The sequence below is a fragment of the Microtetraspora sp. NBRC 16547 genome, from assembly GCF_030268965.1.
In the GTDB taxonomy this organism is placed as follows: domain Bacteria; phylum Actinomycetota; class Actinomycetes; order Streptosporangiales; family Streptosporangiaceae; genus Microtetraspora.
This window is the reverse complement of the sequence record NZ_BSSE01000002.1, coordinates 34,741-61,221: the sequence shown is the minus strand read 5'-3', so window position 1 is coordinate 61,221 and position 26,481 is coordinate 34,741. Positions and strand designations below refer to the sequence as shown.

Here is a 26,481-nt window from a genome sequence, read left to right as displayed (position 1 = left end):
GCGTGGGCGGCAGCCGTACCGGTGCCGAACAGGTGGCACCATGTCTGGGTCAGGAAGCATCCAACGGAAGGTCATCATCGGTGAGGCGGCTACTCACGGTCCTGCTGCTCGCCTGCGCTCCGCTACTGGGCGTCGCGGCACCCGCACAGGCGCACAACGTGCTGGTCGGCAGCGACCCCGAGAACGGCGCCCAGGTGTCCACGGCACCGAAACGGATCACGCTGAACTTCGACCAGCCCGTACGCAAGGACTTCGCCCGGATCGCCGTCACCGGCCCCGACGGAGCCACCTACGAGCAGGGCGAGATCACGGCCAAGGGCGACAGCGTCTCGATCGGCCTGGCCCCGCTCGGACCGGCCGGCGCGTACGTGATCGGCTACCGCATCGTCTCGAACGACGGCCATCCGGTCACCGGAACGATCACCTTCACCCTGACCACCGCCGGGCAGGCGGCCGGGCAGCCCTCCCCCTCGGCGACCACGCCCGCGGACCCGTCGGCGTCCTCCTCCCCCACCACCTCGCCGACCTCCTCCGCGCAGGCGCCGAACGGCGGGGCGGAGCCTCCGGCCGCCGACGGGCAGCCGGGCCGCACCACGTCCGCCGTCGACCTCAGCGCGCAGAGCTCGTCCGGCGGCTGGGTGTGGGGCTTGCTCGTCGTGGCCGTCGCGCTGCTCGCCCTGTCCGCCTTCGTGCTCGTACGGCACGACCGTCGCGTGCGGGGCACGGCATGACCGCGACCGGCGTCACGAAGAAGGCGGACACGACGGGTCCCGGGGCGGACTCGGAGAACGCCCAGACGGAGAACATCCAGACGGGGAACGCCCAGACGAAGAACGCCCAGACGGAGAGCGTGCCCGCGGTGGCCCGTCCGCGGCTCGCGCTCGCCGCGATCGTCCTCGCCGGACTGCTCGCCGTGCTGGTCTCGACCTGGCTCACGCTGCCCACGGCCGCACAGGGCATCGTGATGCCCGGCCCGCTGGTGGAGTACGGCCTGCCCGTCATGCGGCTGGTCCTGGACGTGGCGGCGACGGCGACGGTCGGGCTCAGCCTGCTGCCCAAGCTGCTCGGCTTCGACGATCCGGAGCGGACCGAGCCGGTGGCGGCGCGGGCCAGGCACTGGGCGGTGCTGTCCGCGCTGGTGTGGGCGGCCTCGGCGCTCATCTCCACCGTGCTGAGCGCCGCTGAGCTCACCCCGGGCCAGGCGCCCGATGTGGCGGGGTACGTCGAGCGGATCGGCTCCGGCCAGGGCCTCATCGTCAGCGCCTCATGCGCGACGGTAAGCGCCGCCGTGGGCATGTTCGCGGTCAGGTTCGGCGAGAAGGTGCCAGCCGAGTTCCGCGTGCTGGTGGCGGCGTTCGGCCTGCTTCCGCTGCCGGTGACCGGTCACGCCTCCAACTGGTACTGGCACGACATGAGCATGGTCTCGATGGAGCTGCACGTCATCGGGTCGGCCGCCTGGGTCGGGGGCCTGCTCGCGCTGGCCGTGCTGCTCGCCGGGAACCGCGACCTGCTGGCGCTGACGCTGCCGCGGTTCTCCCGGCTGGCCACGGTGGCCCTGCTCGTCGTCGGGCTCACCGGCCTGTTCAACGGCGTGGTGGAGCTGCTGCTGACCCCTGGCGAGGAGTTCCCGCTCTCGCTGGTGACCACCGGCTACGGGCGGCTCGTCATCGCGAAGATCGTGTTCGTCGGTGCGGTGGCGCTGCTCGGAGGCAACATCCGCTGGCGGCTGCTGCCCGCGATCAGCCGGCAGGCCCCGACGGCGTTCGCCGCCTGGGTGGCGTTCGAACTGGCCGTCATGGGCCTCGCCTACGGCGTGGCGGTGGCGCTGACCCGCGCGCCCGTCTCCTGATCGCGGTCGCCGTCGCGCAGGCGGTACATCCGGGTGAGGATCTCCGCGCCGATCCAGACGGCCGCGAGCAGCCCAGCCGCCATCGGCCACGAGTCCTCCGGGTAGGGCGGCGCGGAGAGGAACTTGCTCTGCAGCGCGAGGCCGCCGTAGATCCCGGCGGTCACCAGGGCCGCGCCCAGCACGGGCCGTACCAGACGGGCGAGCGTCGAATCGCCGAGCAGCAGGCAGCCCATGAAAGCCAGGTCGACGCCGACGGCGCCGAGCACGAAGAAGAACGGGACGGCCGAGGCCGGGAAACCCATCCCGACGAAGAGCGGCCAGACCAGCGCGCGGTAACCGACGTACGCGGCGGCGACGGCCGTCGCCGTCCAGGCGCGGCCGACCATGAGGCGGGCGATGACCAGGACGAGCATGCCCGCCACACCGGCCCACAGCGGGTAGAGCAGGTCGGGCACCGGGAGCGAGAACTTGACGATCATCTCGCGGTCCACCGCCCGGCCGAGCTGGTTGGCCGCGAACTCCAGCAGGCTCGGCTCGGCGTACGGGTCGCCGCGGTCCCACGAGGCGATCTCCAGCACGCCGTACTCCTGCTGCTGGGCGGGGAAGTGCAGGTTCTCCAGGAAGAAGACGAACAGCGCGCCGAGGACGAGGGTGCGCCGCCGCTCGGCCCGCGCGTCGCCGCGCGGCGCGCCGAGCCACCAGCCCCGGGTCACCCCGGCGATCATCAGCCCGCTGCCGATGAACAGCAGCGCGTGCGAGGGGCTCCAGGCGGTGATGTCGAGACCGTTGACCCGGTGGTTGATCAGGTCGAGCGGGATGGCGATGAGGAAGACGCCCGTACCCCACACGATCAACCGGGAGGCCAGGCGGTCCACGCCGTAACCGGTGTACCAGTGGACGATGGTCAGGCCCACGGCGATGACCGTGCCGACGGTGTTGAGCAGGTGGGGCGGGGCCAGGTCGTCGCGCAGCCACCGGAAGTGCCAGGACACGTCCCAGGACGCCCCCAGCATCTTGAGTACGAACGCCGCCAGCCAGCCGAGGTAGAGCACCCGGAACAGTTCCGCCGGCGTCTCCCGGCCCGCCTCCCCCCGCGTCCAGTACGGGAGGGCCCAATCGAGGATTCGATGAGGTGTTTGCCTGAGCGTTCCAATCGTCACGCGACGCAATGATGCCGGTCACGTTGGGCGCAACGCAATCGGGGACAACCCCGATATAAACCAAATATCCAGCTAAGAAGCGGCAACCCCTGCCTTGAGGAGGGACACGAAAGCCCGGAAGAGAGCAGGCATGTCGATCTCGTCCGGCGCGAGCAACCACTGGAGCTGCAACCCGTCCATCACCGCGAAGATCAGCGGGGCGGCCTGCTCCGGCGTCACGCCCCCGGGAAGCTCGTCGCCGATCTCCGCCCGGACGACCTCGGCCATCCAGGCTCGCGCGCTTCCGTACCGCTCCTGGAAGAAGTCCTTGGCCGGATGGTCCTCGATGACGCTCTCCGCGGACAGCACCGTGAAGGATTGGACGATGCCGCGACGCTGGGCGTTGTACTCCACCAGGGCGGCGACGGTGTCCAGCGTCACGGCGCCCTCGTTCCCGGGCAGCATGATCACGTCGAGGTTGCGCTGGTCGCGCAGCATGAGGACCTCGGCCAGCAGCCGGTCCTTGCTCGGGAAATAGTGCAGGACACCCTGCTGGGTGAGCCCCACCCGCTCGGCGATGGACGCGATGGACGCCCCGGTGTACCCGCGCTCGGCGAACACCTCGAGCGCGGCCAGCAGGATCTCCTCACGCCGGTCCCCACGCCGGTCCCTCCGCCCCGCCATGGGCCACTCCCCTTCACGCTGTCACGTCGTCCTGTCACGTCGTCTTGTCGCGCGGTCCTGTCGCGCCGTCCGGCCAGGGCAGCGTAGCCGCCTGGAACGTCTATAACGTGTTCATCTCATAACCTACCGAGTACTCGGTAAGTTTGTTCATACTCCAAGAAGACGAACGCGTCGCCGGCGCCGTCCTGGTCACCCGCATCAAGGGAGTTCGCTGAAAGTGTCCGAGAACAACACCACACATAGCACCGGGGAGAACGCGGAGCGGCCGGAGCTCCAGCCGGTGGAGCGTGCGCTGAGCCGCCTCGGCCTGGACGACAAGGCCCGCATCCTCGCCGGGCGGGACATGTGGACGCTGCCGCCGTTGCCGGAGATCGGCCTCGCGCCGATCGTGATGTCCGACGGGCCGATCGGCGTGCGCGGCACGCAGTGGTCCGGGGGCGACCCGTCGATCGCGCTGCCCAGCCCCACCGCCCTCGCCGCGACCTGGGACGTCACGCTCGCCCGGCGGGTCGGCAACCTGCTGGCGCAGGAGGCCCGGCGCAAGGGCGTCCACGTCCTGCTGGCTCCCACGGTCAACCTGCACCGCTCCCCGCTCGGCGGGCGGCACTTCGAGTGTTACTCCGAGGACCCGCTCCTCACGGGCGAGATCGCCGCCGGGTACGTCACCGGGGTCCAGGAGGGCGGGGTCGCGGTCACCGTCAAGCACTTCGTGGCCAACGACTCCGAGACCGAGCGCATGACCGTCGACGTGCTGGTCGGCGAGCGCGCGCTCCGCGAGCTCTACCTCGCGCCGTTCGAGACCGTGGTCAGGAAGGCCGGACCGTTCGGGATCATGGCGGCGTACAACTCCGTCAACGGGCACACCATGACGGAGCACGCCGAACTGCAGAACCGGATCCTGCGCGACGAATGGGGTTTCGACGGCTTCATCGTCTCGGACTGGACCGCGGCACGCGACACGATCCGCGCCGCCCTCGGCGGGCTCGACGTCGCCATGCCCGGCCCCTCCACCGTGTACGGCGAAGCGCTGGCGGCGGCCGTACGCGCCGGGGAGGTGCCGGAGGAGGTCGTGGACGAGCACGCGCGCCGGGTGCTGACCCTGGCCGCCCGGGTCGGCGCGCTCGAGGGCTCGCCACTGCCCGCCGTCCCTCCTGTCGTCGACGGCGAGGCGCTGGCGCGGGAGGTGGCCGTCCGCTCCTTCACCCTCCTGCGCAACGACGATGTCCTGCCGCTCGCCGGGGATCCCTCCGTCGCGCTCATCGGCGGCGCGGCCAAGGATGCGCGCGTCATGGGAGGAGGCAGCGCCCAGGTCTCCCCCGAGCACACCGTCTCCCCGTTCGACGGCCTCACCGCCGCGGGGGCGCGGCTGACGTACGCCAGGGGCGCCGACCCCGGCGATCGGCTCGCCCCCGCGCGCTTCCCCGTCCGGGCGGTCTGCCGGGCGGAGGACGGCCGGGTCCTCAGCGAGTTCCCGCTGCCCGAAGGCGAGGTCCAGTGGCTCGGTGAGCTGCCAGAAGGCGTCGTGTTCGAGGAGCTGCGCAGCGTCGAGATCCGCGGCACGTTCGTCCCGGAGACCAGCGGCGCGCACCGGTTCTCGGCCATCGGCATGGGCCGGTTCCGGCTGACCGTCGGCGGCCGCTCGTACCTCGACGAGATGATCACGGGCGAGAGCGACGACCCCATCGCGCTCTTCCTCGCGCCACCGCAGGCCGTCGCCGACATCGATCTCTCCGCCGGAGAGCCGGTCGAGGTCAGTCTCGTTCACGAAACGCTCCCCTCCGAGCTGCTGCCGTTCCCGTTCGTGGGGTTCACGCTGGGCCACCGGGAGCCGTCGCCGGGGCCGGACGAGCTGATCGAGGAGGCGGTGCGCGCCGCCGCGGCGGCCGACGTGGCCGTCGTCGTCGTGGCCACCACCAAGGAGGTCGAGAGCGAGGGCTTCGACCGCACCTCGCTGAAGCTTCCTGGACGCCAGGACGAGCTGGTGTCGCGGGTGGCCGCCGCCAACCCCCGCACGGTCGTGGTGGTCAACTCCGGCTCCCCGGTCGAGATGCCGTGGCGGCACGAGGTCGCGGCGATCCTGCTCACCTGGTTCCCCGGCCAGGAGGGCGGGCACGCACTGGCCGACGTGCTGCTCGGTCATGCCGAGCCGGGCGGGCGGCTGCCCACCACCTGGCCGGCCACGCTGGAGGACTGCCCGGTCGTCGAGGTGACGCCCCGCGACGGCGCCCTGCCGTACGACGAGGGGGTGTTCATCGGCTACCGGGCCTGGGAGCGGTCGGGCACCGCGCCGGCCTTCGGCTTCGGCTCCGGCCTCGGTTACACGACCTGGGAGTACGAGTCGGCCGAGTACAGCGGCGAACACGGCGGCGGGACGCTGACGGTGAGAGTGCGCAACACGGGCGGGCGCGCGGGCCGCGAGGTCGTCCAGGTCTACCTGGCGCCGGTGGCATCAGACGGGCTGGACGAGACGGCGACGCAGGGCGGTCCGGTGACGCCGGACGGGACCGTGACGCCGGACGGGACGCGCCCGGCGCGCTGGCTCGCCGGGTTCGCCGTGGCGGAGGCCGGGCCGGGCGAGACCGCCGAGGTGGTGGTGGAGATCCCGCGCCGCGCGGCCGAGATCTGGGCCGACGGCGGCTGGCGGCTGGTCGAGGGCGCCTACACGCTCCAGACGGGTCACTCCCTCGACGACATCCGGCTCACCACGGCCATCACGTTCGACTGATCAGCCCCCCGATCCTCGTGCCCGGGCGCGGACGTACGCGCCCAGGCGCGCGGCCCCGCCGTCATCTCGTCTCAGCCGGTTCTCAGGAGATCTCAGTAGGCTCTCGGCATGACGTTTCGGGGTGGGCGGCGTGCCCTTGCCGCACTGGTGGCGCTCGCGCTGGTGGTCGTCGGCGGCCTCGCCTGGCTCCTGTGGCCGTCCGAACCGCGGGTGCACGGCCAGGACGTGGCCATTCCCGTGGTGGACGGCCCGGCCGACGACCAGCGCGTGACGCTGGACGCCACCTTCTACCCGCCCGCCTCCGGCGGCCGGGCCCCGGCGGTGCTGCTCGCCCACGGCTTCGGCGGCAGCAAGGACGACCTGCGGGACGAGGCGGCGCGGCTGGCCGGGCACGGCTATGCCGTACTGACCTGGTCGGCCCGGGGGTTCGGGCGGTCCACCGGCGAGATCGCGCTGAACTCGCCCGACTACGAGGTGAAGGACGTCCGCCAGCTCGTCGACTGGCTCGCCCGGCGGCCCGAGGTGCGGCTCGACGGGAACGGCGACCCGCGCGTGGGCGTCGCGGGCGGCTCGTACGGCGGGGCCATCGCCCTGATGGCCGCCGCCTACGACGACAGGATCGACGCCATCGCCCCCCAGATCACCTGGTACGACCTGGCCGACGCGCTGTTCCCGGAGTCCACCGGGCAGGGCCCCGAGCAGGGCGTGTTCAAGAAGATGTGGGCCGGTCTCTTCTTCGGCGCCGGCGGCAGCACGTCACCCTTCGGCGGCCCCATCGGTTCCGCCGCCGGTTTCGCTGGCGGTTCCACCGGCGGTTCCACCGGTCCGGCGCCGGGCGGCCCGGCGCCGACGGCGCGGCAGGTCCAGTGCGGCCGGTTCCTGCCCGAGATCTGCGAGATGTACCAGACCGTCGCCAAGACCGGCCGGGCCACCCCCGAGGCTGTGAAGCTGCTGCGTGCTTCCAGCCCGGTCTCCGTGCCCGGGCAAATCAGGATCCCGACGCTGCTGGTCCAGGGCCAGCGCGACTCGCTGTTCCCACTGGGCCAGGCCGACGCGAACGCTCGCGTCATCGCGGCGACGGGGGCGCCCGTCGAGGTGATGTGGATGGGCGGTGGGCACGACGGCGGCGGCGACGACGCCGACAGCGACTGGGTGCGCGAACGGGTCACGGCCTGGCTCGACCGCTGGCTCAAGGACTCTCCCGTGCCGGGCGTGGAGGCGGGCCGGGCATCCGACGCGGGCGCAGGGGCAGCGGCACCCGGCATCCGGGGTCCCGATGTCTTCACCGTTTCCCGGGACGGCGGGCGGGACGCAGGAACGCGGCGTCCCGTCGTCGTCCACGCGACCGGAACGGCCTATCCCGGCCTGTACGGCGCGACCCGGTCACAGCTCCGGATCTCCGGTCCCGACCAGGAGATCGCCAACCCTCCCGGCGGATCGCCAACCTCGGTCTCGGCGGTCCCCGGCCTCGGCAGCCTCCTCGGCGGTGCCGCCGCCGGCTCGGGCATGGCCATGGACGTGCCCGGCCAGAGCGCGGTCTTCGAGTCCGCGCCGCTCTCCCGGCCGCTGCACGTCACCGGCACGCCCATGGTCCGGATCAAGGTGTACGGCACCGGCGAGGTGACGCTTTTCGCCAAGCTCTACGACGCGGGCGGCGGGCGGCCCGTCCTGCCGTCGAATCTGGTGGCCCCGTTGCGCGTCGCCGCGACGGAGAAGGGCACGGAGGCGACGGTCACGCTGCCCGCCATCGACCGGAGTTTCGCCGCGGGCCACCGGCTGCGGCTCGTGCTGACCACCACCGACCTCGGATACGCCACGCCCACCGCGCCCGCCGTGTACCGCGTCGGCCTGGCCGAAGACGCCCTCACCATTCCCAGCGACGCGTCGCTCGCGACGCCCGCGACCGGGCCGGGCTGGTGGACGTGGGCCCTGCCGCTCGCCGCGATCGTCATCGCCACCGGGCTCCTCCTCACCGGCCGCCGCCGTACAGCAGCGGCCGAGGACGGCGCGCCGGACGGCATCCCGCTACGGGTGACCGGGTTGACCAAGCGCTACCGCAACGGCGAGAAGGCGGTCGACGACCTCTCGTTCCAGGTCGAGAAGGGCCAGGTGCTGGGCCTGCTCGGACCGAACGGCGCGGGCAAGACCACCACGCTGCGGATGATGATGGGACTGATCCATCCGGACGAGGGCGAGATCCACATCTTCGGCCGCCGCGTGGTCCCCGGCGCGCCGGTCCTGTCGCGGCTCGGGTCGTTCGTGGAGGGCCCGGGGTTCCTGCCGCACTTGACCGGCCGGGCCAACCTGGAGCTCTACTGGCAGGCCACCGGACGGCCCTCTCGCGACGCGCACCTTGAGGAGGCGCTGGAGATCGCCGGGCTGGGGTCCGCGCTGGACCGCGCGGTGCGCACCTACTCCCAGGGCATGCGCCAGCGCCTGGCCATCGCCCAGGCGATGCTCGGCCTGCCCGACCTGCTCGTGCTCGACGAACCCACCAACGGCCTGGACCCGCCCCAGATCGCCGAGATGCGCGAGGTGCTCAAGGCGTACGCCGAGGGCGGCCGTACCGTGATCGTCTCCAGCCATCTGCTCGGCGAGGTCGAGCAGACGTGCAGCCACGTGGTCGTGATGCGCCGCGGCCGACTCATGTTCCACGGCTCCGTCGGCGACCTGCTCGGTGTGCGGTCGCCCTCGGACGGACCGGGTCCCCGCCTGGAGGACGCCTTCCTCGACCTGATCGGAGAGAACCGTTGAGCGTGAACGGGAACCCCGCGGCCCCCGGCTACGCGCCCGGGTACGCGCCCGGACGGACGCTGTCACTCCGCGTGGAGTTCGTCCGCCAGTTGCGCCGCCGCAGGACGAAGGCGATGTTCGGGCTGCTGCTCGCCCTACCGTGGATCCTGGTGGTGGCGTTCCAGTTCGGCCCCGGACCCGCCGGCCAGGGCAACACCCTGCGGCTGTCGGATCTGGCCACCCAGGGAGGGCTGAACTTCGCCGCCTTCGCCTTGTCGGTGTCCGCGAGCTTCCTGCTGGTCGTCGCGGTGGCGCTGTTCTGCGGGGACACTGTCGCGAGCGAGGCCGACTGGTCGTCGCTGCGCTACCTGCTGGCCGCGCCCGTGCCACGGGACCGGCTGCTACGGCAGAAGCTGATCGTCGCGATGGGTTACTCCGCCGCGGCGGTGACCGTGCTGCCGCTCATGGCGCTGGTCGCGGGCACGCTGGCCTTCGGCTGGAACGACATCCAGGTGCCGGGCACCGGCGAGACGATCCCGGCCGCCGACGCGCTGCCGAGGTTCGCCGTCGTCGTGGGGTACGCCCTGGTGAGCCAGTTCGTCGTCGCCTCCATGGCGTTCCTGCTGTCGGTCAGCACGGACTCGCCCCTCGGCGCGGTCGGCGGCGCCGTCGGCCTGGTGATCGTGAGCAGCATCCTGCAGGCGGTGGAGGCGCTCGGCTCCATCCGCGAGTTCCTGCCCACGTTCTGGAACAACGCCTGGACCGACGCCCTCACCCCCGACCCGGACTACAGCGGGATGATCAAGGGCGTGGCCGTCTCGGTGACGTACTCGGTGATCCTCATCGCGGTCGCCTTCCGGCGCTTCCGCGCCAAAGACGTGGTGTCCTGACGCGCCGAGCAGGACGGCCCAGAGCGGCCCACACGACACCCAGCCGCGCGCCGGTCCGCACCATCCGCTTCTGGTTGCGACCTAGTCCCAGTGCGGTGGGCGCTCCTCGATCAGCCGGGCGTCGTCGGAATCGGCGTCGCCGCGCCACTCGCCCCACCCGAGGTCGGTGTCGTCGCTGGTCTGGTCGGGCAGCACCGGCAGTCCCTCGTCAAAGAGGTCCACCGGCCGCATGTCATCCGGGTGCCGCTCAGTCACACGACGATGGTAACCGGACCGGCGGCCGGCCGCGTGCCCCGTCGGCGCGTCGCGGCCGTCATCCCAGATGGCCGTAAATCACGGTGAATTACACCGGAATATGCCGCTAAAAGGTGATTCCTTACTAGAGGTGACAGTCGAAGATCTCAGACCCGAACATTCAACCGGCAGCAAAGGTACGATGCGGAAACAGGTAGCAGGCCGGACGCGACCCCCGTGAGGCGGCATGGCAACGCCAGCAGGATGGCGTCGAGAGGGCAACCTGCCCGCGGAGCTGACCAGCTTCGTGGGCCGAACCAGGCTTCTCGCCACCATCAGACAACGACTGCACGACTCCCGACTGGTCACCGTGACCGGGATCGGAGGCGTCGGCAAGTCTCGTACGGCTCTGCGCATCGCCCATCTGGTGCGTCAGCAGTTCAAGGACGGCGTCTGGTACGCCGACCTCGCGCGGCTGCAGGACGCCGGGATGGTCCACCACACGATCACGTCGGCGCTCGGCATCGCCGACCAGTCGCACCGGGCCGGTTCCGAGACCCTGGCCGAGTGGCTGGGCGACCGTGAGCTCCTGCTCATCCTGGACACCTGCGAGCATCTGGTGGACGCCTGCGCCGAGCTGATCCAGGAGCTGCTCCTCCGAGCGCCCAACCTGCGGATCATCGCGACGAGCCGCCGGTCGCTCAACGCCCCGGGCGAGTACACGATCGCGGTCCCGCCGCTCGCCGTGCCGGGAGACGATCCCTCGGAGAACCCGTACACCAACGAGGCGGTGCAGCTCTTCGCCGTGCGGGCCAGCGCGGTGGTGCCCGACTTCGTGGTGGACGAGAGCAACGTGTCGGCCGTGTCCGAGCTGTGCCGGCGACTTGACGGGATCCCGCTCGCCATCGAGCTCGCCGCCGTCCGGCTGCGCGCGTTGTCGGTCGAGCAGATCCTCGCGCTGCTCACCGATCGGTTCAGCCTGCTGGCCGGCGCCAGCCGTACGGCACTGCCGCGGCACCAGACGCTGCGCGCCGCGATCGGCTGGAGCCACGAGCTGTGCGAGCCGGCCGAGCGGCTGCTGTGGGCCCGCCTGTCGGTGTTCGCGGGCGACTTCGACCTGGACGCGGCCCGTTACGTCTGCGTGGGCGACAGCCTGGAGGCCGCGACCATCCTGGACGTGATCACTGGCCTGGTCGACAAGTCGATCCTGTTCAGCTTCACCACCCCGGTCGGTCAACGGTACCGACTGATCGACACGCTCCGGCAGTACGGCGCCGAGTGGCTGGAGAAGCTCGGCGAGACCGAGACGCTGCGGCGCCGCCACCGCGATCACTACCTCCAGCTCGCCAGGGACGGCGAGCACTCCTGGTCGGGTCCCCGGCAGGTCCAGTGGTACATCCGGATGGGGCAGGAGCACGACAACATCCGGGTCGCGCTCGACTACTGCCTGTCCGACCCGGTCGAGGCGCGCGTCGGGCTGGAACTGCTGTCGTCCCTGTGGTTCCTCTGGGTCGCGTGCGGGTTCGCCCGGGCGGGCGCGGTCTACCTGGAGCGGGCGCTCGCGGCGTCACGCGTGACGAGCAAGGAACGGTGCAAGGCCCTGTGGGTGCTCGCGTACATCCGCAGCGCTCAGGGCGACCTGCCGGGCGCGCTCGCGGCGGCCGAGGAGTGCAGCAGCGAGGCGGTGCGCGCGGGCGACTCCGGGGCCGTCATCCTGGCGACCAAGATGCAGGGCACCACCGCCATGCTGCAGGGCGATGCCAATAAGGCCACGGCCCTGCTCGGCGTGGCTATCGAGTTCCACCGGGGAGGGCGTGAGCTCAACCCCGGGTTACTGCCCGCGATCGTCGAGCTGTCCATGGTCCTGTTCGCACAGGGGGACCATGCCGAGGCCGCAGAGCTCCTCGGCGACTGCATCAAGGTGTGCACCGAGCGCGGGGAGCAGTGGCTGCGCTCGTACGCGTGGTATGCCACCGCACAGGTCCAGCGGGCCACCGGCCGTCGCGACGACGCGCTGGAGAGCTGCAAGTCCGCGCTGCGGATCAAGCGTCACTTCCACGACGTCCTGGGCATCGTGCTGTGCGTGGACGTGATGGCGGGGCTCTACCTCGAGATGGGGCGGCCGGAGTACACCGCCCACCTGCTCGGCGCGGCCCAGACCAACTGGCGGACCTTCGGGCTGCCGCAGTTCGGGTCGCCCTTCTTCACGAACGAGCACGAGCAGTGCGTCAAGGAGTGCGAGAAGCTCCTCGGCGACGCCGCCTACCAGGAGGCGTACAGCCGGGGCACGCGGCTCTCGCTCAGCGAGCTCATCGAGTACGCGCTGGACGACTTCGAGGAGCCGCACGCCCTGGACTGATCGGCCTCGTGCTCAGACGCCGGTGTTCATGTGCCGGTGTTCATGTGCCGGTGTTCATGTGCCGGTGTTCGTGTGCCGGTGTTCATGTGCCGATGTTCGTGTGCGGGCTTTCACGGGTCGGCGTTCAATCGTCGACGCCGGGCAGCGCCGGTGCCGGCCACGCCTGCGAGTAACGGGAACTGGTCAGCGAGTAGTCCACGCTCCCGCTGATCCAGCACTCCAGGCCCTTGACGTACGCCGCGACCCCGGGCGAGCCGAGGGCGTCGAGCCGGGGCTTCAGCGACACCATCCCGGCGACCGCCTCGTTGCGCATCCCTCCGATGAGGTCCATGGCCTCCTGGGTGGAGCACCCTTTGTGCCGGCGGAGCACGCTGACCAGGTTGTTGTTGATGTTCGGGCCAGAGCGCTCCTTGGCGTACGAGATGAGGTCGTTGTCCCAGACGACGACGTCGTTCGCGTGCTCGGTGATCGCCCGCACGTCGGGGAGCCGCCACTCGTCGGGGGTGAGGTAGCTGCCGGCGGCCACGTCGATCAGCGCGAAGACCGTGAGCATCGCGCCGGTCCTGCGCCGCATGACGATGTAGTCGTCGAAGGACGGGACGACGTCCTGCTCCCTGTTGGCGGCCTCCCAGACCTGGGCGAAGAGGTAGTCCTTGGTCATGGCCCGCCAACGGTCGAGTTGGTCGGCGTTCCCCGCCGCGGCGATCCTGGTCTTGATCTCCAGCAAGGACCGGGCGAAGACGTTGCCGACCTGGTCGCCGTCGTCGAGGTCGTCGATGACGGAGATGAACAGCGGGAGAGCGCTGGCGATCTCGGCCGCCGCCCGGTCCGACTCACAGAACACGTCGTCGAACGCGAACAGCCACACGCACCAGTCGGTGACGAGCCGGCACAACTCCCGGGTGGCGTACGGATAGGTTCTCGCGCCAAGCCAGCCGTACCTGGCCGCGCCGTAACGTCCGAGGTTTTCGGTCCCCTCGATCATTCCGGACGCGGCCAGCCAGGCCAGCGTGTCCCTGTCCACTTCCTCGACGTACGGATTGACCTCGCTGGGGAACGGGCAGGTCAGCGCGGGGATGCGCAACAGCGGTCTGCTTTGGGAAAGCGCGGAAGGATTAGACACGCCCAACAGCATGACTATCGCTTCAACAAATAGCTAGAGTCACAGCAAATACCCGAATTGCGGACTTAGTGGAAATACCACCCCGCGTGGGATATTCCTCTACCTCCGGATCACTCTTCTCGAACGGCCCGTCCAGCCCGAAACATGCAGGGGGTGCCGAGCCCGGGCGGCTTGGTCGCGAACTCCTCCAGTTCCGGGTCCGACTCCATGGGAGCCGTTGTCCACCCGGTAGGGTCCACCACACCGACGCGGAATCCACGGGACCTCTCGCTGGTTCACCAGAGAAGCGTTCATGAGGAAAGGCTGGGACTCAGGTGCTCGACCCGACGGATCTCTACAGGCTCGACGGCGACGCCCCCGAGCTGGCCGATCCGGTGCTGCTCTACCACTTCGAGGGCTTCGTGGACGCCGGTGGCGCGGGCAGACTGGCCCTCGGGCACCTGCTCTCCGAGCTGGACCACCGGCTGATCGCCACGTTCGATGTGGACAGACTCCTTGACTACCGCTCGCGGCGCCCCGTGATGACCTTCGACGGTGACCACTGGGCGGACTACGACACGCCCGAGCTGGCCGTCTACCTCGCCGACGACGTGACCGGCACGCCTTTCCTGATCATGACCGGTCCGGAGCCCGACCGCGAGTGGGAGCTGTTCACCGAGGCTGTGGGCATGCTCGTGACCCAGCTCGGCGTCGGCAAGCTGGTGACTGTGCACGGCATCCCGATGGGCGTCCCGCACACCCGCCCGCTCGGCCTCACCGCGCACGGCAGCCGGCCCGAGCTGGTCGCCGGGCCGCCCAGCCCGTTCGGCAAGGTCCAGGTGCCAGGCAGCATCGCCGCCCTGATCGAGCTGCGCCTCGGCGCGAAGGGGCACGACGCGCTCGGATACGCGGTGCATGTCCCGCACTATCTCGCTCAGGCGGAGTACCACCAGGCGGCGGTGGCGGCCCTGGAGGCGGTCACCAGGGGCACCGGCCTGGTCTTCCCCACTGAGGCCCTCCGGGACGCCGCCGAGAAGACCAACCGCGAGATCGAGGAGCAGATCCAGGCCTCCGACGAGCTGTCGAGCGCCATCCAAGGGCTGGAGCAGCAGTACGACGCGTTCCAGTCGGGCGCCGAACGGGAGAACCTCCTCGCGGAGGACACCCCCATGCCGACCGGCGACGAGCTGGCCGCCCAGTTCGAGGCGTTCCTGGCCGAGCGCGACGACCGGGACAACTGATCCGCCGCCCGGCGACGATCACTCCGTCAGGCCACATGGGTGGCCGGGTCGGCCCTTCAGAGGACGCGTCGCGGGGCCAATGGGGCTAATGGGGCTAATGCGGCTAATGGGGCTGATGGGGCCAATATCGTTGGGCCATGCCGTACGAGTCTGAGATCCGCGTCGGCCTCGCCGGGTACGGGACGGCCGGCGCGTTCTTCCACGCGCCGCTGATCGCGGCCACCCCCGGCCTCCGGCTGGCCGCGGTGGTCACCAGGGACCCCGAACGAGCCGGCCGGGTACGGCACGCGTATCCCGGCGCGGAGGTCGTGACGTCGGCCGAGGAGCTTCCCGGCCGATGCGACGTGATCGTGATCGCCTCGCCCAACCGCACGCACGTGCCGCTGGCGCGGGCGGCGCTCGGGGCGGGTCTGCCGGTCGTGGTGGACAAGCCGCTCGCCGGCACCGCGGCGGAGGCCCGTGGCCTCGTCCGGCTGGCCGGCGAGCGCGGCCTGATGCTGACGGTGTTCCAGAACCGGCGGTGGGACGGCGACTTCCTCACCATCCGTCGCCTGCTGCCGGAGCTCGGCCCGATCCACCGGCTGGAGTCCAGGTTCGAGCGCTGGCGTCCGGTGCCCAAGGGCGGCTGGCGCGAGCTGGGCGGCGTGGACGAGATCGGCGGCGTGCTCTACGACCTCGGCAGCCACCTCGTGGATCAGGCGATCCAGCTCCTCGGCCCCGTGTCCACCGTGTACGCGGAGACCGACGTGCGGCGGGCGGGCGTCCTGTGTGACGACGACGCCTTCGTGGCGCTGACCCACGCGAACGGAACGCGTTCCCACCTGTGGATGAGCGCGGTGGCGGGACGGCTCGGCCCCCGGTTCCGGGTCCTCGGATCGCGGAGCGCGTACGTGAAATGGGGCCTCGACCAGCAGGAGGACCGCCTGCGCGCGGGCGAGCGCCCGGGCGGCGAGGGCTGGGGTGTGGAGGCGCGGGAGCGCTGGGGTGAGCTCGGCGTCGAGGGCGACAACCGCACGGTCCCGACGGAGCCGGGCGCCTACCAGGAGTTCTACGCCGGTGTCGTGGCGTGCCTGCGGGACGGCGCCCCGCCGCCCGTCGATCCGCGCGACGCCGTCGAGTCACTCACCGTCCTGGAGGCGGCCAGGCACTCCGCGGCCACCCGTACGACCGTTGCCCTGGAGACGCGCTAGGCGGGTCCACCGCGCCGGGTGCCCGCGCGATCCTCAGCGGGCAGGCGGCGCGCCGTCCCCGGGTGGATCGGTGATGCGGTAACCCACGCCGGGTGTGGTGGTGATGATCGGGGGGTCGCCGAGCTTGCGGCGTAGCCGGCCGATGGTGACGGTCACGGTGTTGGTGAGCGGGTTGGCGTGTTCGTCCCAGACCTGTTCGAGCAGGTCTTCGCTGCTGAGGAAAGCGGGGCTGGCGCGCAGGAGGGTTTCGAGGAGGGCGAACTCCTTGACCGACAGATCGAGCAGCCGGCCGTCGCGGGTGACGGTGCGGCGTAGGGGGTCGAGTTCGATGCCCGCCGCGCGCAGGGTCCGGGGGCGGGCGGAGGGTTGGCGGCGGGCCAGGGAGCGGATGCGCAGGACCAGTTCGGGGAAGTGGAAGGGCTTGGCGAGGTAGTCGTCGGCGCCCAGGCTCAGGCCGGTGACCCGGTCGCCGGGTGAGCCGGCCGCGGTCAGCATCAGGACCATGACGCGGTCGTCGCGTTCGGTGATCATCCGGCAGAGGGTGTCCCCGTGGATGCCCGGCAGGTCGCGGTCGAGGACGACCACGTCGTAGGCGTTGAGGTCGAGCTTGGCCGCGGCTTCCAGGCCGTCGTACGCCACGTCCACGGCCATGCCCTGATCGCACAGCCCCTCGACCAGGACGGCGGCGAGGGCGCGCGCGTCCTCCACTACCAGGACCCTCACGCCGGGACACCCGCCTGTGCGCTCGTCAGAGGGAGCGAGACGGCGACCCGGAGGCCGCCCTCGGGCCGGGCACGCAGGTCCAGGGTGCCGCCGTGCGCGGCGGCGACGGCGGCGACGATTGACAGGCCGAGCCCCGAGCCGTTGCCGGAGCCGGTCCGGTCCGCGCCGAGCCGTTGGAACGGCTGCGCCAGCAGCGCGACCTGGCCCTGATCGAGAACGGGCCCGCCCGTCTCCACGATGAGGAACGCGCCCTCGCCCTCGGCCCCGGTCGCGCACCGGATCCAGCCGCCGTCGTGGTTGTGCTTGACGGCGTTGTCGATCACGTTGTCGATCATCCGGGCCAGTAGTGTCGGGTCCCCCCGCGTCCACGCGCGGTCGTCGACCGTACCGTCATGAACGGTCAGTCCCTTGGCCGCGATGTCGGCGGCGCGGGCGTCCAGGGCCGCGGACACCGCGCGGCCGAGGGAGAACGCCGTACTGTCGGACGACGCGCCGTGCTGGGCGCGGGCAAGGAGGAGGAAGCCCTCCAGAAGCCGGTCGACCTGGTCGAGTTCGGCGCGGAGCCGGTCGGCCAGCGCGGCCGTCTGGGCCGGCACCGGCTCCGGCTTTGCCATGGCCACGTCCAGCGAGGCCCGCATGGTCGTCAGCGGGGTGCGCAGCTCGTGGGAGGCGTTGGCGACGAACCGGCGTTGGGCGGCGAAGGACGCCTCCAGGCGCTCCAGCAGTCCGTCGATGGTGTCGGCGAGGTCCTTCACCTCGTCGGCCGGGCCCGCCACGGCCAGGCGTTTGTGCAGGTCGTCGGCGGAGATCTGGCGGGTGGCCGCGGTGATCGTGCGCAGCGGGCGCAGCACCCGGGCCGCGACGACACGGCCCAGCGCGACCGACACCACGGCCATGACGGCCAGCGCGACAATCGAGCCGACCAGGAGCTGACGCGATTGAGCGGCCTTCACCTGCGACAGCTCGGCCTGGAGGAGCTGGTTGAGCTCCATGGCGGCCTCGAGCGTGGCCGGCCGGCCCGGCGCGGCGCCGGGAGGCAGGGCGTGGCTGGTCTGCGTCCCCCACAGTCCCACCAGGTTGTTGATGACCAGCAGTCCGGCACCGGACATGAGGAACGTGGCACCGTACAGGGCGGTGAACCGCCACCGCACGGTGCGGGCCCGCATGGCCAGACGACGCGGCGTCCTCATCGGTCATCTCCTTGCTCGGTGCCGACCTTCAGGATGCCGTGCCCGACCTAACACCGATGTGACAGGACTCGTTCGGGCCGTGTTAGGTCCGGGTCCGTACAACCGGAGCCATGCACGCAACCATCGAAGTCCACGGCCTGCGCAAGCGGTTCGGCCAGACCGTGGCGCTGGACGGGATGTCCTTCACCGTGTCCCCGGGACACGTCACCGGCTTCGTCGGCCCCAACGGCGCGGGCAAGTCCACCACGATGCGGGTGATCCTCGGCCTGGACGCGGCCGACGAGGGCACCGCGTTGGTGGGCGGGCGGCCGTACCGGAGCCTGCGCACTCCGCTGCGCCACGTCGGCGCCCTGCTCGACGCCGCAGCGCTACAGCCCAGCCGTACCGCGCGCAACCACCTGCTGTGGCTGGCGCACTCCCAGGGTCTGCCCGCCGGGCGGGTCGACGAGGTGCTCGATCAGGTCGGCCTGCGATCGGCGGCCCGCCGCAGGGCCGGCGGCTTCTCCCTGGGCATGCGGCAGCGTCTCGGCATCGCCGCCGCACTGCTCGGCGACCCGCCGGTGCTCATGCTGGACGAGCCGGTCAACGGCCTCGATCCCGAGGGCATCGTGTGGATCCGCGGCTTCCTGCGCTCGCTGGCCGCGCAGGGCCGCGCCGTCCTGGTCTCCAGCCACCTGATGAGCGAGCTGCAGGACACCGCCGACCATCTCGTGGTGGTGGGCCGGGGGCGGGTCGTGGCCGACACCAGCGTGGCCGACCTGATCGCCGCCGCGTCCCGTGACCGGGTCAGGCTGCGTACGACGGCCCGGGAGCGGGCGACGACGGCGTTGTCGCAGGCCGGGGCCACCGTGGCCGTCGCCGACCGCGATGTGATCACCGTCTCGGGGCTGGCGGCCGAGCGTGTCGTGGCGGCACTCACCGCCGGCGCCGTGCCGTTCTCGGAGGTGGCCGCCGACCGGGCCACGCTGGAGGAGGCCTACCTGGAGCTCACCCGGAACGCGGTCGAGTTCCGCGCGGCGGACGCCGAGGCGGGCCGATGAGCGCCGGCACGGCCCCGCGACGCGGCGGCTTCGGGCGCCTGCTCCGCGCCGAGTGGACCAAGTTCAGGACGGTACGCGGCTGGGTGCTCGGCCTGGCGGTCGCGCCGCTCGTCATCGTGACGCTCGGGCTGGTCTCCGCGTCGGGCAGCCACACCTCGTGCGGCGGTCCGTACGATGTCTGCCCCGCCGTTCCGGTGGGGCCGGGCGGGGAGGCGGTGGACGACAAGTTCTACTTCGTGCACAAGCCGCTGACCGGCGACGGCAGCATCACGGCGCGGGTGAGCTCCATGACCGGCCACATCCGCAAACCCGACGTCACCCCGGGGGTGCGCAACGAGGTCGACGGCGTCGTGCCGTGGGCGAAGGCCGGAGTCATCGTCAAGGACGGCACCCGGCAAGGATCCACGTACGCGGCGACGATGGTCACCGGCGGCCACGGGGTGCGGATGCAGTACGACTTCACCGGGGACATGGCCGGCCGCCCGGGCGGCGTGTCGAAGGACTCCCCACGCTGGCTGCGGCTGACCCGCTCCGGGGAAGAGCTCACCGGCTACGAGTCAGCGGACGGCCGGCACTGGACCGTGGTCGGCACCGCCCGGCTGGCCGGACTGCCGGACACGGTGCAGGTCGGGCTCTTCGTCGCCTCTCCGGGCGACCTGACGGTCCAGCAGGCCGATTTCGGCGGGAGCATCCAGGCGGTCCGGTTCACCGAGGCCATCGCCGTCTTCGACCAGGTCGCCCTGGAGGGCAGGACGTCCGGCGGCGCATGGGAGCGGGACGACATCGGCGTGACCTTGGAGCCCGACGGGGCGCCCCACCATCCGGGCGGGTTCGCGCAGTCCGGTGACACCTACACCGTGACCGGGGTCGGCGACATCGGGCCGACCGGGGAGGGCCAGCGGATCGAAAGCACCCTCTCCGGCCTGCCGGCCGGACTCATCGTGGTGATCGTGGCGGCGGTGATGTTCGTGACCGCCGAATACCGGCGGGGCCTGATCCGCACCAGCCTCCTTGCCGGCCCGCGGCGCGGCCGAGTGCTGGCGGCCAAGGCCACGGTGATCGGCACGGTGACGTTCGTCGCCGGGCTGGCCGCGGCGGGCATCGCGGTCGTCGTCGGCACGCGGATCCTGCGCTCCAACGGCAACCCTGTCCTCCCGGTGAGCACACTCACCGAACTGCGCGTCATCGCCGGCGTCGCGGCGCTGCTGGCCGTCGCCGCCGTCCTCGCGTTCGCTCTCGGCGCCCTGTTCCGGAACAGCGCCGCGGCGGTCACCGTGGCCGTCGCCGTCATCGTCGTGCCGCACGTCCTCGCGACCACGTCCGTCCTGCCGCTCGGCGCGGCCCAGTGGCTGCTCCGGCTCACCCCGGCCGCCGGATTCGCCGTCCAGCAGAGCATCCCCGAGTACCCGCACGTCCTCGCGTACTACGCGCCGTCGGCCGGCTACTACCCGCTGGCCCCCTGGGCCGGCCTGTCCGTGCTCTGCGCCTACGCGGCGCTGGCCCTCGGGCTGGCGGTCGTCCGGATTCGCCGGAGGGACGCATGAGGCGGCATCTGTCGGCCGAGTGGACCAAACTGCGCACCCTGCCAGGAATCGGCTGGCTGCTGCTGGCCGTCGTCACCCTGACCCCCGCCGCGAGCGCCGCCGCGGCCGCGGTGGTCTCCTGCCCGCCCGCGGGATGCGCCTACGACGTCCCCAAGCTCAGCCTCATGGGGGTCCAGGCAGGCCAGGCCGTCGTCGCCATCCTGGCCGTGCTGGCGGTCACCGGCGAGTACGGCACCGGCCTGGTCCGCACCACCTTCACCGCCATGCCGCGCCGGGTCACCGTCCTGACCGCCAAGGCGGCCGTCCTGACCGGGGTGACGCTGTCCGCGGCGACCGGCGCCGTGCTCGCGTCCGTGCTGGCCGGGCGGCTCATCCTGGCCGGCAACGGCTTCGTCCCCGAACACGGCCAGCCGCTGCTGTCCCTGGCCGACGGGCCGACATTGCGGGCGGCCACGGGCTCGGTCCTCTATCTGGCGCTCATCGCCCTGCTCAGTCTCGGCGTCGCGGTCGCCGTACGGGACTCGGCGATCGCCATGGGGATCGTGTTCGGGCTGCTCTACATCCTGTCGGCCCTTCCCCTCATGGTGTCCGATCCGGGCTTGCAGAAGCTCCTGTGGCAGATCTCTCCGATGAACGCGGGGCTCGCCGTCCAGGCCACCACGCGTCTGTCGGCCCTGCCGCTCAGCCCGTGGGCGGGCCTGGCCGTGCTCGCGGCGTGGGCCGTCGCCGCGCTGCTGTGCGGCGGGCTGCTGCTACGGACGCGCGACGCGTGACCCCGCCCCACAGCCGGCACCCCGCGCTCTCGCGCTGGAGCCGGCTTACTGGCTAGGCGATGAGGCGGGAGCGGAGTGCCTCGGTGTCGCCGTCGGTCCAGCCGTTGCGCTCCAGCCAGCCGAACGGGCCGCCGAACCGCACGTCGAGCGTGTACAGGAACTGCTCCATGTACTCCGGACGCGGCAGATGGTGGTCGGCGGGCTTGCCGTCGAGGTCGGCCCGGTAGGTGTCGCTGGCCCGCAGGCGGGCGAGGACTCCCTCCAGCCGCTCACCCGTGACGGCGTAGTCCGCGATGATCGCCTCCCGGGTCACTCCGGCGACGGCGAGGGCGAGCGCGCTCACCACGCCGGTGCGGTCCTTGCCCGCGGCGCAGTGGACCAGCGCCATGCCGTCGTCGCGGGCGAGCACCCGCAGCGCCGCCACCACCGAATCGGGCCGCGCGCGGAGATATCCGTAGTAGTAGCCGGTGACCCGCAGTTCCTCGTCGACCTTGGGCGACCGTCCCCAGGGGAGGACCCGGTCACCGTCGATGGTGTCGGCCTCCACGTCGGTGAACCGGCCCGCCTCGGCGAACAGGCTGTGGTGGTGGTGTCCGACCTCGGGCATCCGGGTCAGCGGGCCCGGCCCCTCCAGCCGTACCTCGGCCTGGGAGCGGAGGTCGACCACGTGCCTGAGCTTGAACTCCCCGACCAGCCGGGCCAGGTCTCCGGCGGTCAGTCCCTGGAGGTTGTCGCCTCTGAGGATCCGTCCGAACCTGGTGGCCCCTCCGTCGGCGGTGGGGAGGCCGCCGAGATCTCTTACATTGACTGCGCCGTCGAGAGCTATCCAACGCTCATGTTCGTTCATCGCCTCGACCTTATCCGGCGCGCGCGTCGGCACCATGAGAGGAGAGTGAATGCTCGATGGCCGGGTCGCGTCCTCCGTACCGGCCAGAGGCCCCCGGGACGCACCTGCCAGAGGCCGCCGGGGCTCAGCGGATCACCGCGTGTGGCGACACCATGCGGCGTGTCAGAAGCCCGGGCCGAGTATGTCGGCACACGACGGAACCTGTCAGGGCGCGTTCGTCGCCCGCATGTCGGGGCGAGCGGCCACCCGACCGCCGATCACCTGCTGATCATCAACCGATCGCGTCACGGTCATCCGGAACACGCGTCGCGGTGGACCGATTTTTCCAGAGGATTCACCGCTGACTCATGCGTCTACTGTGACAAATGCCCGTAATGTAAGCCGTCGCAGAAGGCGATCAAACAGGAGGACGACGATGCGACGGCCGGTTCACCGGTTGGCCATGGCGGTATTGGTCATGACTGCGGTGATGGCGGGAGTGCTTCCCACGTCACCGGCCGGGGCGGAGTCCCGGCGCCTGGTGGGGACGTGGTCCGCCGCGAGTGACCGGCTGACCGCCGGCGACCGGTTGACCACCACGATCGGCGGCCAGACCATCCGCATGGTGGCGCGCACCAGCATCGGAGGCTCCGGCCTGCGCATCCGCCTGTCCAACGTGTTCGGCACGGAGCCGGTCACCTTCAAGAGCGTCCACATCGGCCTCCAGGCGTACGGAGCCGAGATCGTCACCAAGACCAACCAGGCGCTGACCTTCAACGGGCGCAAGTGGATCACAGTTCGGCCCGGCCAGGCCATCTGGAGCGACCCACTCCCCGGGAAGATCCCCGGCCGCCGGGATATGGTGATCAGCCTCTACGTCCCGACGACCGTGGAGGAGGTCACCGGCCACGATCGGGCCTACGCGACGACCTACCTGTCCACGCCCGGGAACTACGCGGCCGATGAGTCCGCGGAGGCGTTCGCCACCACCAGCACGCAGTGGTACTTCCTCGACCGGATCGCGGTGACCACCGCTGGCGGCACCGGCTCCGTCGTCGCGCTGGGCGACTCCATCACCGACGGCACCGGCCAGGGCAACGACGCCAACCGGCGGTGGACCGACTACCTCTACCAGCGGGTCGGACAGCTGCCCGCCGAGAAGCGGGTGGGTGTGCTCAACGTCGGCATAGCCGGAAACCGCATGCTGTCCTCGGGCGTCGGGCCGAGCGCGCTGACCCGGTTCACGAGGGACGCGCTCTCGCAGCCGGGCGTCCGCACGGTGGTGGTGCTCGAAGGGATCAATGACATCTCCCGCGGGGAGTACACGTCGGCGAAGCCGCTGATCGACGCGTACAAGAAGATGATCAAACAGGCGCATGCCAAAAAGCTGCGCATCCTGGGCGGCACGCTGACACCGTTCTACGGGTACTCGACCTGGACCGAGGAACGCGAGGAGATCCGCCAGCAGGTCAACGTGTGGATCCGGACCAGCAAGGCGTTCGACGGCGTGATCGATTTCGACCAGGCGGTGCGCGACCCCGGATTCCCCGCACAACTCGCCGCTGAGTACGACCACGGCGACCACCTACATCTCAGCGACGCCGGGCGCCGCAGGCTCGCGTACACAGTGCGGCTCTCGCATCTCTGACGTACACGGTGCGAACTCGCATCTCTGACGTACACGGTGCGAACTCGGGACTCCCCGGTCCACGGTTGTGAGCTCACGGCCCTGCGGTTGCGAGCTCACCGCCCTGGACGGTGCCGGGCGGCTCTGAGTGCACCGGTGCGACCGCGGCCCTGATGTGCAAGGCGCGACTCCCGGTTCATGTGCAAGGTGCGACCCACGGCCCTGATGCGCAAGGTGCGACCTCGCAGCTCTGACGGCAGGCAGCGCGCCGACCGTGCCAGGTCCCGGCAACTCCCACGGCTGGTGCCGGAGATCTTGTGGTCAGGCACCGGCGTTCCGGTCATGTGCGGCGTTCCGATCAGGTACCGGTGGTGGGGCGGGGGCCGAGGTAGGCGAAGGCCCAGCGGTCCTTTCCGGCGCGGTACAGCTGGTAGCGCTCAGGGTGCCGGTAGCGGTCGCGGTTGTGGAACTGGCAGGTGGGTCCAAGCTTGTCCAGGTCGGTGGCGCCGCCGTCGCTCCAGTTGTCGATGTGGTCGATCTGGCACAGGTGGGCGGGCAGGTGGCAGCCGTCGACCATGCAGGTGGCGTAGCGGGCGAGGATGGCCCGCCGCTGTGTTCTGGTGGCGCGCCGGACTTTGCGGCCCATGTCCAGGATCTGGCTGTCGGCGTCCATGACCAGCCGGGTGAGGGTGGAGGTGGATGCCAGGCGGTGGATGTCGGAGACGGGGAGGAACTGTCCGGTGGACAGCAGCAGTCCGGGCAGCCTGCGGCCCGACATCAGCCCGGCGGGCAACGCCCATCCGGCTATCTGCTCACCCCATGACGGCTCGCCCGACGGTGTTCCCATCAGTGGTGTCGTATCGGGTGGCGGCTCATGCGGCGCAGGCCCACCCCGCTCGGACTCACCGGTGTGCGGCCCGGCCGAGGACGGCGCTTCCGTGCCCTCAGGCGGCTGAGGCCCACGGCATGGGCTTTGGTCGGGTGCCGGGTCATCATCAGCTGACTCGCGAGGCGATCGCCGCGCCCGCGGCGCCTCACGGTGGGGGCCCGAACCTGGTGCACACGCCTCGGACTCGTCAGAGTCGGGCACGCCAGAGTCGGGCACGCCAGAGTCAGGCAGGTCAGAGTCGGGCACGTCAGAGCCGCGGGTGGCCACCTGAGACTCGCCCGACCGGTGTTCCTCTGACTGTGAACCTCCAGTCCCGGCTTCGCCGGTCCGTGAGCTGCTAGAGCCGGAGCCTGAGCGTGAGCTGGGGCGGGGGCCGGCAGGCCGGGAGCGGCTTGGCTGGGAGGTGCCGCACCTGGAGCCGGGGAAGCCGTCGGGCGGGAGGTCGCCGGAGCTGGAGTCACCACCGGTTCCGGCGTGGCCGGTACGTGAGCCTGAGCTGGGGCGGGATCCGGCAGGCCGGGAGCGGCTTGGCGTGGTCGTTTCAGGGTCGTCGGGCAGGGAAGCGGCGTTCACCAGCACGAGAAGCTCGGTGCTGACCTGCTGCTCCAAGAACGCGATCAACGTGTCGGCGTTACGCACCCGAAGCGGCCGGTCATCACCCTGCGCCCGAGGCTTGGCATAGGCGTCCAACAACGCGCGCAACCGGGCCCCCGCCTCACGGGGCAGCCGGAACTCGCCCTCCAGCCCGCCGGTGGAGCTTTCCCGCACCAGCAGGAAACGCTGCTCGTAATCGGCCTCCGCGTCATCCTCGGCGCCGTCGGGGTTGAGCACCTCGTGCAGATAACGACCCGCCCGCGCCACCTCCGCCGGGGTCGCCTGATCCGCCAGCGTGACCAGGATCGGCTCGGCCAGCTCCGCCTGCTCGTCGGTCAACCGGCCTGTGGCGGCACAGATCGCCGTCACCTGCCCCTCGGACAGGCTCCCCTGGGCGAACCGCTCACGCACCACCGGCAGCCGGGCCAGCTCCACCGCCAGCCCGACCAGCCTGCCCGCACCCGACGTCGTCATCCCCGCCGCGCCCCGCAGCCACGTCCTGGTCGAGGCGTGCCCATGGGTCCTGGCCTCACCCGCCGCGTGCACCCGCCGGATCCGGGCCGTGATCGCCGAGGTCAACCGATCCCGCGCGAACAGCAGATCCTGCGCCTCGGCCAGACACACCCCGGCCGAGTCCGGAACCGTCGCCACCGCCAGCGCGGACGCCGACTCCCGGATCGAGGCGACCAACGGCCACGACGCCCGCGGTGTCCGCGACGTCTGTGTTCGTCCTGCGTCCGGGTCGCCGTCACGGCCGCCATCGCCCAGGCCGGCGGCCACGCCCGCGCCTGCGCCTACGCGAGCGGGGCCTGCGGCGCCGCCGTCGATGCTGTCGGCGGTTCCGGCACCCGCCACGCCTGCCCCGACGCCGCCGTCACCGTCACCGCCGCCGGCAGCACGAGAACCGCTATCGAGGTCGTCGTTGGTGATGCCGGAGGCACCGACGTTGCCATTATCGGGAATGTGGCCGAAAAGACCGTCGAATGCATCATCGAGAACGAATGCCGAGCTGTCGCGTGACGCACGGGCGGCCGCTCCAGACTCCATGACCTTCGTCCACCACTCGTCGTCGCACGGCCCCGTGCGAGAACGGTGTGGCCGCTTTTTGGTAGAGAACTCGAAAGACCCG

At 71.3% G+C, this 26,481-nt stretch carries 20 protein-coding genes; 12 read left to right on the top strand and 8 right to left on the bottom strand.

What is annotated here, in order from left to right; genetic code table 11:
• Positions 1-80: 80 nt before the first annotated feature.
• Together QSK17_RS02990 and QSK17_RS02985 are read left to right on the top strand one after the other, a co-directional pair.
• Positions 81-731 carry a copper resistance CopC family protein gene (locus tag QSK17_RS02990; RefSeq protein ID WP_285702795.1) on the top strand — a complete coding sequence of 217 codons (651 nt, stop codon included), beginning with the start codon at positions 81-83 and terminating at the stop codon, positions 729-731.
• Positions 728-1,849 carry a CopD family protein gene (locus QSK17_RS02985; RefSeq protein ID WP_285702794.1) on the top strand — a complete coding sequence of 374 codons (1,122 nt, stop codon included), beginning with the start codon at positions 728-730 and terminating at the stop codon, positions 1,847-1,849. Before QSK17_RS02990 ends, QSK17_RS02985 begins: the two co-directional genes overlap by 4 nt.
• On the opposite strand, the gene QSK17_RS02980 is transcribed toward QSK17_RS02985, so the two are convergent.
• A complete protein-coding gene (locus tag QSK17_RS02980; RefSeq protein ID WP_285702793.1) occupies positions 1,807-3,009 on the bottom strand; it encodes a hypothetical protein in 1,203 nt (400 codons plus the stop codon). The genes QSK17_RS02985 and QSK17_RS02980 overlap by 43 nt on opposite strands.
• A 72-nt stretch (positions 3,010-3,081) precedes the next feature.
• Positions 3,082-3,672 (bottom strand): TetR/AcrR family transcriptional regulator, encoded by a 591-nt coding sequence (locus QSK17_RS02975; protein WP_285702792.1) that lies wholly within the window; start codon positions 3,670-3,672, stop codon positions 3,082-3,084.
• Between the two features lie 217 nt (positions 3,673-3,889).
• Here QSK17_RS02975 and QSK17_RS02970 point away from each other — a divergent pair, with 217 nt between their 5' ends.
• The 3 genes from QSK17_RS02970 to QSK17_RS02960 all read left to right on the top strand — a co-directional run bounded on the left by QSK17_RS02970 (position 3,890) and on the right by QSK17_RS02960 (position 10,020).
• Positions 3,890-6,397, top strand: coding sequence for a beta-glucosidase family protein (locus tag QSK17_RS02970; protein WP_285702791.1), 2,508 nt, complete (start codon positions 3,890-3,892; stop codon positions 6,395-6,397).
• A gap of 108 nt (positions 6,398-6,505) precedes the next feature.
• Positions 6,506-9,151: an alpha/beta fold hydrolase gene (locus QSK17_RS02965; RefSeq protein WP_285702790.1), complete on the top strand. Its 2,646-nt coding sequence runs from the start codon at positions 6,506-6,508 to the stop codon at positions 9,149-9,151.
• A gap of 2 nt (positions 9,152-9,153) precedes the next feature.
• Positions 9,154-10,020: an ABC transporter permease gene (locus QSK17_RS02960; RefSeq protein ID WP_352231763.1), complete on the top strand. Its 867-nt coding sequence runs from the start codon at positions 9,154-9,156 to the stop codon at positions 10,018-10,020.
• 81 nt (positions 10,021-10,101) lie between these two features.
• Here QSK17_RS02960 and QSK17_RS02955 read toward each other — a convergent pair whose 3' ends face one another.
• The gene (locus tag QSK17_RS02955; protein ID WP_228644807.1) at positions 10,102-10,275 is read right to left on the bottom strand and encodes a hypothetical protein; all 174 of its coding nucleotides are present in this window, start codon (positions 10,273-10,275) and stop codon (positions 10,102-10,104) included.
• Positions 10,276-10,501: 226 nt separating this feature from the next.
• Between QSK17_RS02955 and QSK17_RS02950 the strand changes: the two genes are divergently transcribed.
• Positions 10,502-12,613 (top strand): ATP-binding protein, encoded by a 2,112-nt coding sequence (locus tag QSK17_RS02950; RefSeq protein WP_285702788.1) that lies wholly within the window; start codon positions 10,502-10,504, stop codon positions 12,611-12,613.
• Positions 12,614-12,737: 124 nt separating this feature from the next.
• Here the strand turns inward: QSK17_RS02950 and QSK17_RS02945 are convergent, their stop codons facing one another.
• Positions 12,738-13,736 (bottom strand): 4-epi-cubebol synthase, encoded by a 999-nt coding sequence (locus QSK17_RS02945; protein ID WP_285702787.1) that lies wholly within the window; start codon positions 13,734-13,736, stop codon positions 12,738-12,740.
• Positions 13,737-14,050: 314 nt separating this feature from the next.
• Between QSK17_RS02945 and QSK17_RS02940 the strand changes: the two genes are divergently transcribed.
• The gene (locus tag QSK17_RS02940; protein WP_285702786.1) at positions 14,051-14,956 is read left to right on the top strand and encodes a proteasome assembly chaperone family protein; all 906 of its coding nucleotides are present in this window, start codon (positions 14,051-14,053) and stop codon (positions 14,954-14,956) included.
• A 137-nt stretch (positions 14,957-15,093) separates the two neighbouring features.
• Positions 15,094-16,146, top strand: coding sequence for a Gfo/Idh/MocA family oxidoreductase (locus QSK17_RS02935; protein WP_285702785.1), 1,053 nt, complete (start codon positions 15,094-15,096; stop codon positions 16,144-16,146).
• Positions 16,147-16,179: 33 nt separating this feature from the next.
• On the opposite strand, the gene QSK17_RS02930 is transcribed toward QSK17_RS02935, so the two are convergent.
• Both QSK17_RS02930 and QSK17_RS02925 read right to left on the bottom strand, forming a co-directional pair.
• Entirely contained in the window at positions 16,180-16,869 is a 690-nt protein-coding gene (locus QSK17_RS02930) for a response regulator transcription factor (protein ID WP_285702784.1), read from the bottom strand.
• Positions 16,866-18,059 (bottom strand): HAMP domain-containing sensor histidine kinase, encoded by a 1,194-nt coding sequence (locus tag QSK17_RS02925; RefSeq protein WP_285702783.1) that lies wholly within the window; start codon positions 18,057-18,059, stop codon positions 16,866-16,868. The genes QSK17_RS02930 and QSK17_RS02925 overlap by 4 nt, the downstream gene beginning before the upstream one ends.
• A 110-nt stretch (positions 18,060-18,169) precedes the next feature.
• On the opposite strand from QSK17_RS02925, the gene QSK17_RS02920 reads away from it, so the two are divergent.
• The 3 genes from QSK17_RS02920 to QSK17_RS02910 are packed head-to-tail and all read left to right on the top strand — an operon-like array spanning position 18,170 to position 21,416.
• A complete protein-coding gene (locus QSK17_RS02920) occupies positions 18,170-19,099 on the top strand; it encodes an ATP-binding cassette domain-containing protein (RefSeq protein WP_285702782.1) in 930 nt (309 codons plus the stop codon).
• The gene (locus tag QSK17_RS02915; protein WP_285702781.1) at positions 19,096-20,643 is read left to right on the top strand and encodes a DUF1349 domain-containing protein; all 1,548 of its coding nucleotides are present in this window, start codon (positions 19,096-19,098) and stop codon (positions 20,641-20,643) included. Before QSK17_RS02920 ends, QSK17_RS02915 begins: the two co-directional genes overlap by 4 nt.
• Positions 20,640-21,416: an ABC transporter permease gene (locus tag QSK17_RS02910; protein ID WP_285702780.1), complete on the top strand. Its 777-nt coding sequence runs from the start codon at positions 20,640-20,642 to the stop codon at positions 21,414-21,416. Before QSK17_RS02915 ends, QSK17_RS02910 begins: the two co-directional genes overlap by 4 nt.
• A gap of 52 nt (positions 21,417-21,468) precedes the next feature.
• Here the strand turns inward: QSK17_RS02910 and QSK17_RS02905 are convergent, their stop codons facing one another.
• Positions 21,469-22,263 (bottom strand): tyrosine-protein phosphatase, encoded by a 795-nt coding sequence (locus QSK17_RS02905; protein ID WP_285702779.1) that lies wholly within the window; start codon positions 22,261-22,263, stop codon positions 21,469-21,471.
• 415 nt (positions 22,264-22,678) lie between these two features.
• On the opposite strand from QSK17_RS02905, the gene QSK17_RS02900 reads away from it, so the two are divergent.
• Complete coding sequence (locus tag QSK17_RS02900; RefSeq protein ID WP_285702777.1) at positions 22,679-23,890, top strand: SGNH/GDSL hydrolase family protein; 1,212 nt, start codon at positions 22,679-22,681, stop codon at positions 23,888-23,890.
• 337 nt (positions 23,891-24,227) lie between these two features.
• Here QSK17_RS02900 and QSK17_RS02895 read toward each other — a convergent pair whose 3' ends face one another.
• Positions 24,228-26,399 (bottom strand): HNH endonuclease signature motif containing protein, encoded by a 2,172-nt coding sequence (locus QSK17_RS02895; RefSeq protein ID WP_285702776.1) that lies wholly within the window; start codon positions 26,397-26,399, stop codon positions 24,228-24,230.
• Positions 26,400-26,481 lie beyond the last annotated feature (82 nt).

What these genes read in the sequence shown, in the direction of transcription:
- QSK17_RS02985 (WP_285702794.1), top strand. Translation starts at nt 728, where the DNA reads ATGACCGCGACCGGCGTCACGAAGAAGGCGGACACGACGGGTCCCGGG.
- QSK17_RS02975 (WP_285702792.1), bottom strand. Translation starts at nt 3,672, where the DNA reads ATGGCGGGGCGGAGGGACCGGCGTGGGGACCGGCGTGAGGAGATCCTG.
- QSK17_RS02965 (WP_285702790.1), top strand. Translation starts at nt 6,506, where the DNA reads ATGACGTTTCGGGGTGGGCGGCGTGCCCTTGCCGCACTGGTGGCGCTC.
- QSK17_RS02950 (WP_285702788.1), top strand. Translation starts at nt 10,502, where the DNA reads ATGGCAACGCCAGCAGGATGGCGTCGAGAGGGCAACCTGCCCGCGGAG.
- QSK17_RS02935 (WP_285702785.1), top strand. Translation starts at nt 15,094, where the DNA reads ATGCCGTACGAGTCTGAGATCCGCGTCGGCCTCGCCGGGTACGGGACG.
- QSK17_RS02925 (WP_285702783.1), bottom strand. Translation starts at nt 18,059, where the DNA reads ATGAGGACGCCGCGTCGTCTGGCCATGCGGGCCCGCACCGTGCGGTGG.
- QSK17_RS02920 (WP_285702782.1), top strand. Translation starts at nt 18,170, where the DNA reads ATGCACGCAACCATCGAAGTCCACGGCCTGCGCAAGCGGTTCGGCCAG.
- QSK17_RS02915 (WP_285702781.1), top strand. Translation starts at nt 19,096, where the DNA reads ATGAGCGCCGGCACGGCCCCGCGACGCGGCGGCTTCGGGCGCCTGCTC.
- QSK17_RS02910 (WP_285702780.1), top strand. Translation starts at nt 20,640, where the DNA reads ATGAGGCGGCATCTGTCGGCCGAGTGGACCAAACTGCGCACCCTGCCA.
- QSK17_RS02905 (WP_285702779.1), bottom strand. Translation starts at nt 22,263, where the DNA reads ATGAACGAACATGAGCGTTGGATAGCTCTCGACGGCGCAGTCAATGTA.
- QSK17_RS02900 (WP_285702777.1), top strand. Translation starts at nt 22,679, where the DNA reads ATGCGACGGCCGGTTCACCGGTTGGCCATGGCGGTATTGGTCATGACT.
- QSK17_RS02895 (WP_285702776.1), bottom strand. Translation starts at nt 26,399, where the DNA reads ATGGAGTCTGGAGCGGCCGCCCGTGCGTCACGCGACAGCTCGGCATTC.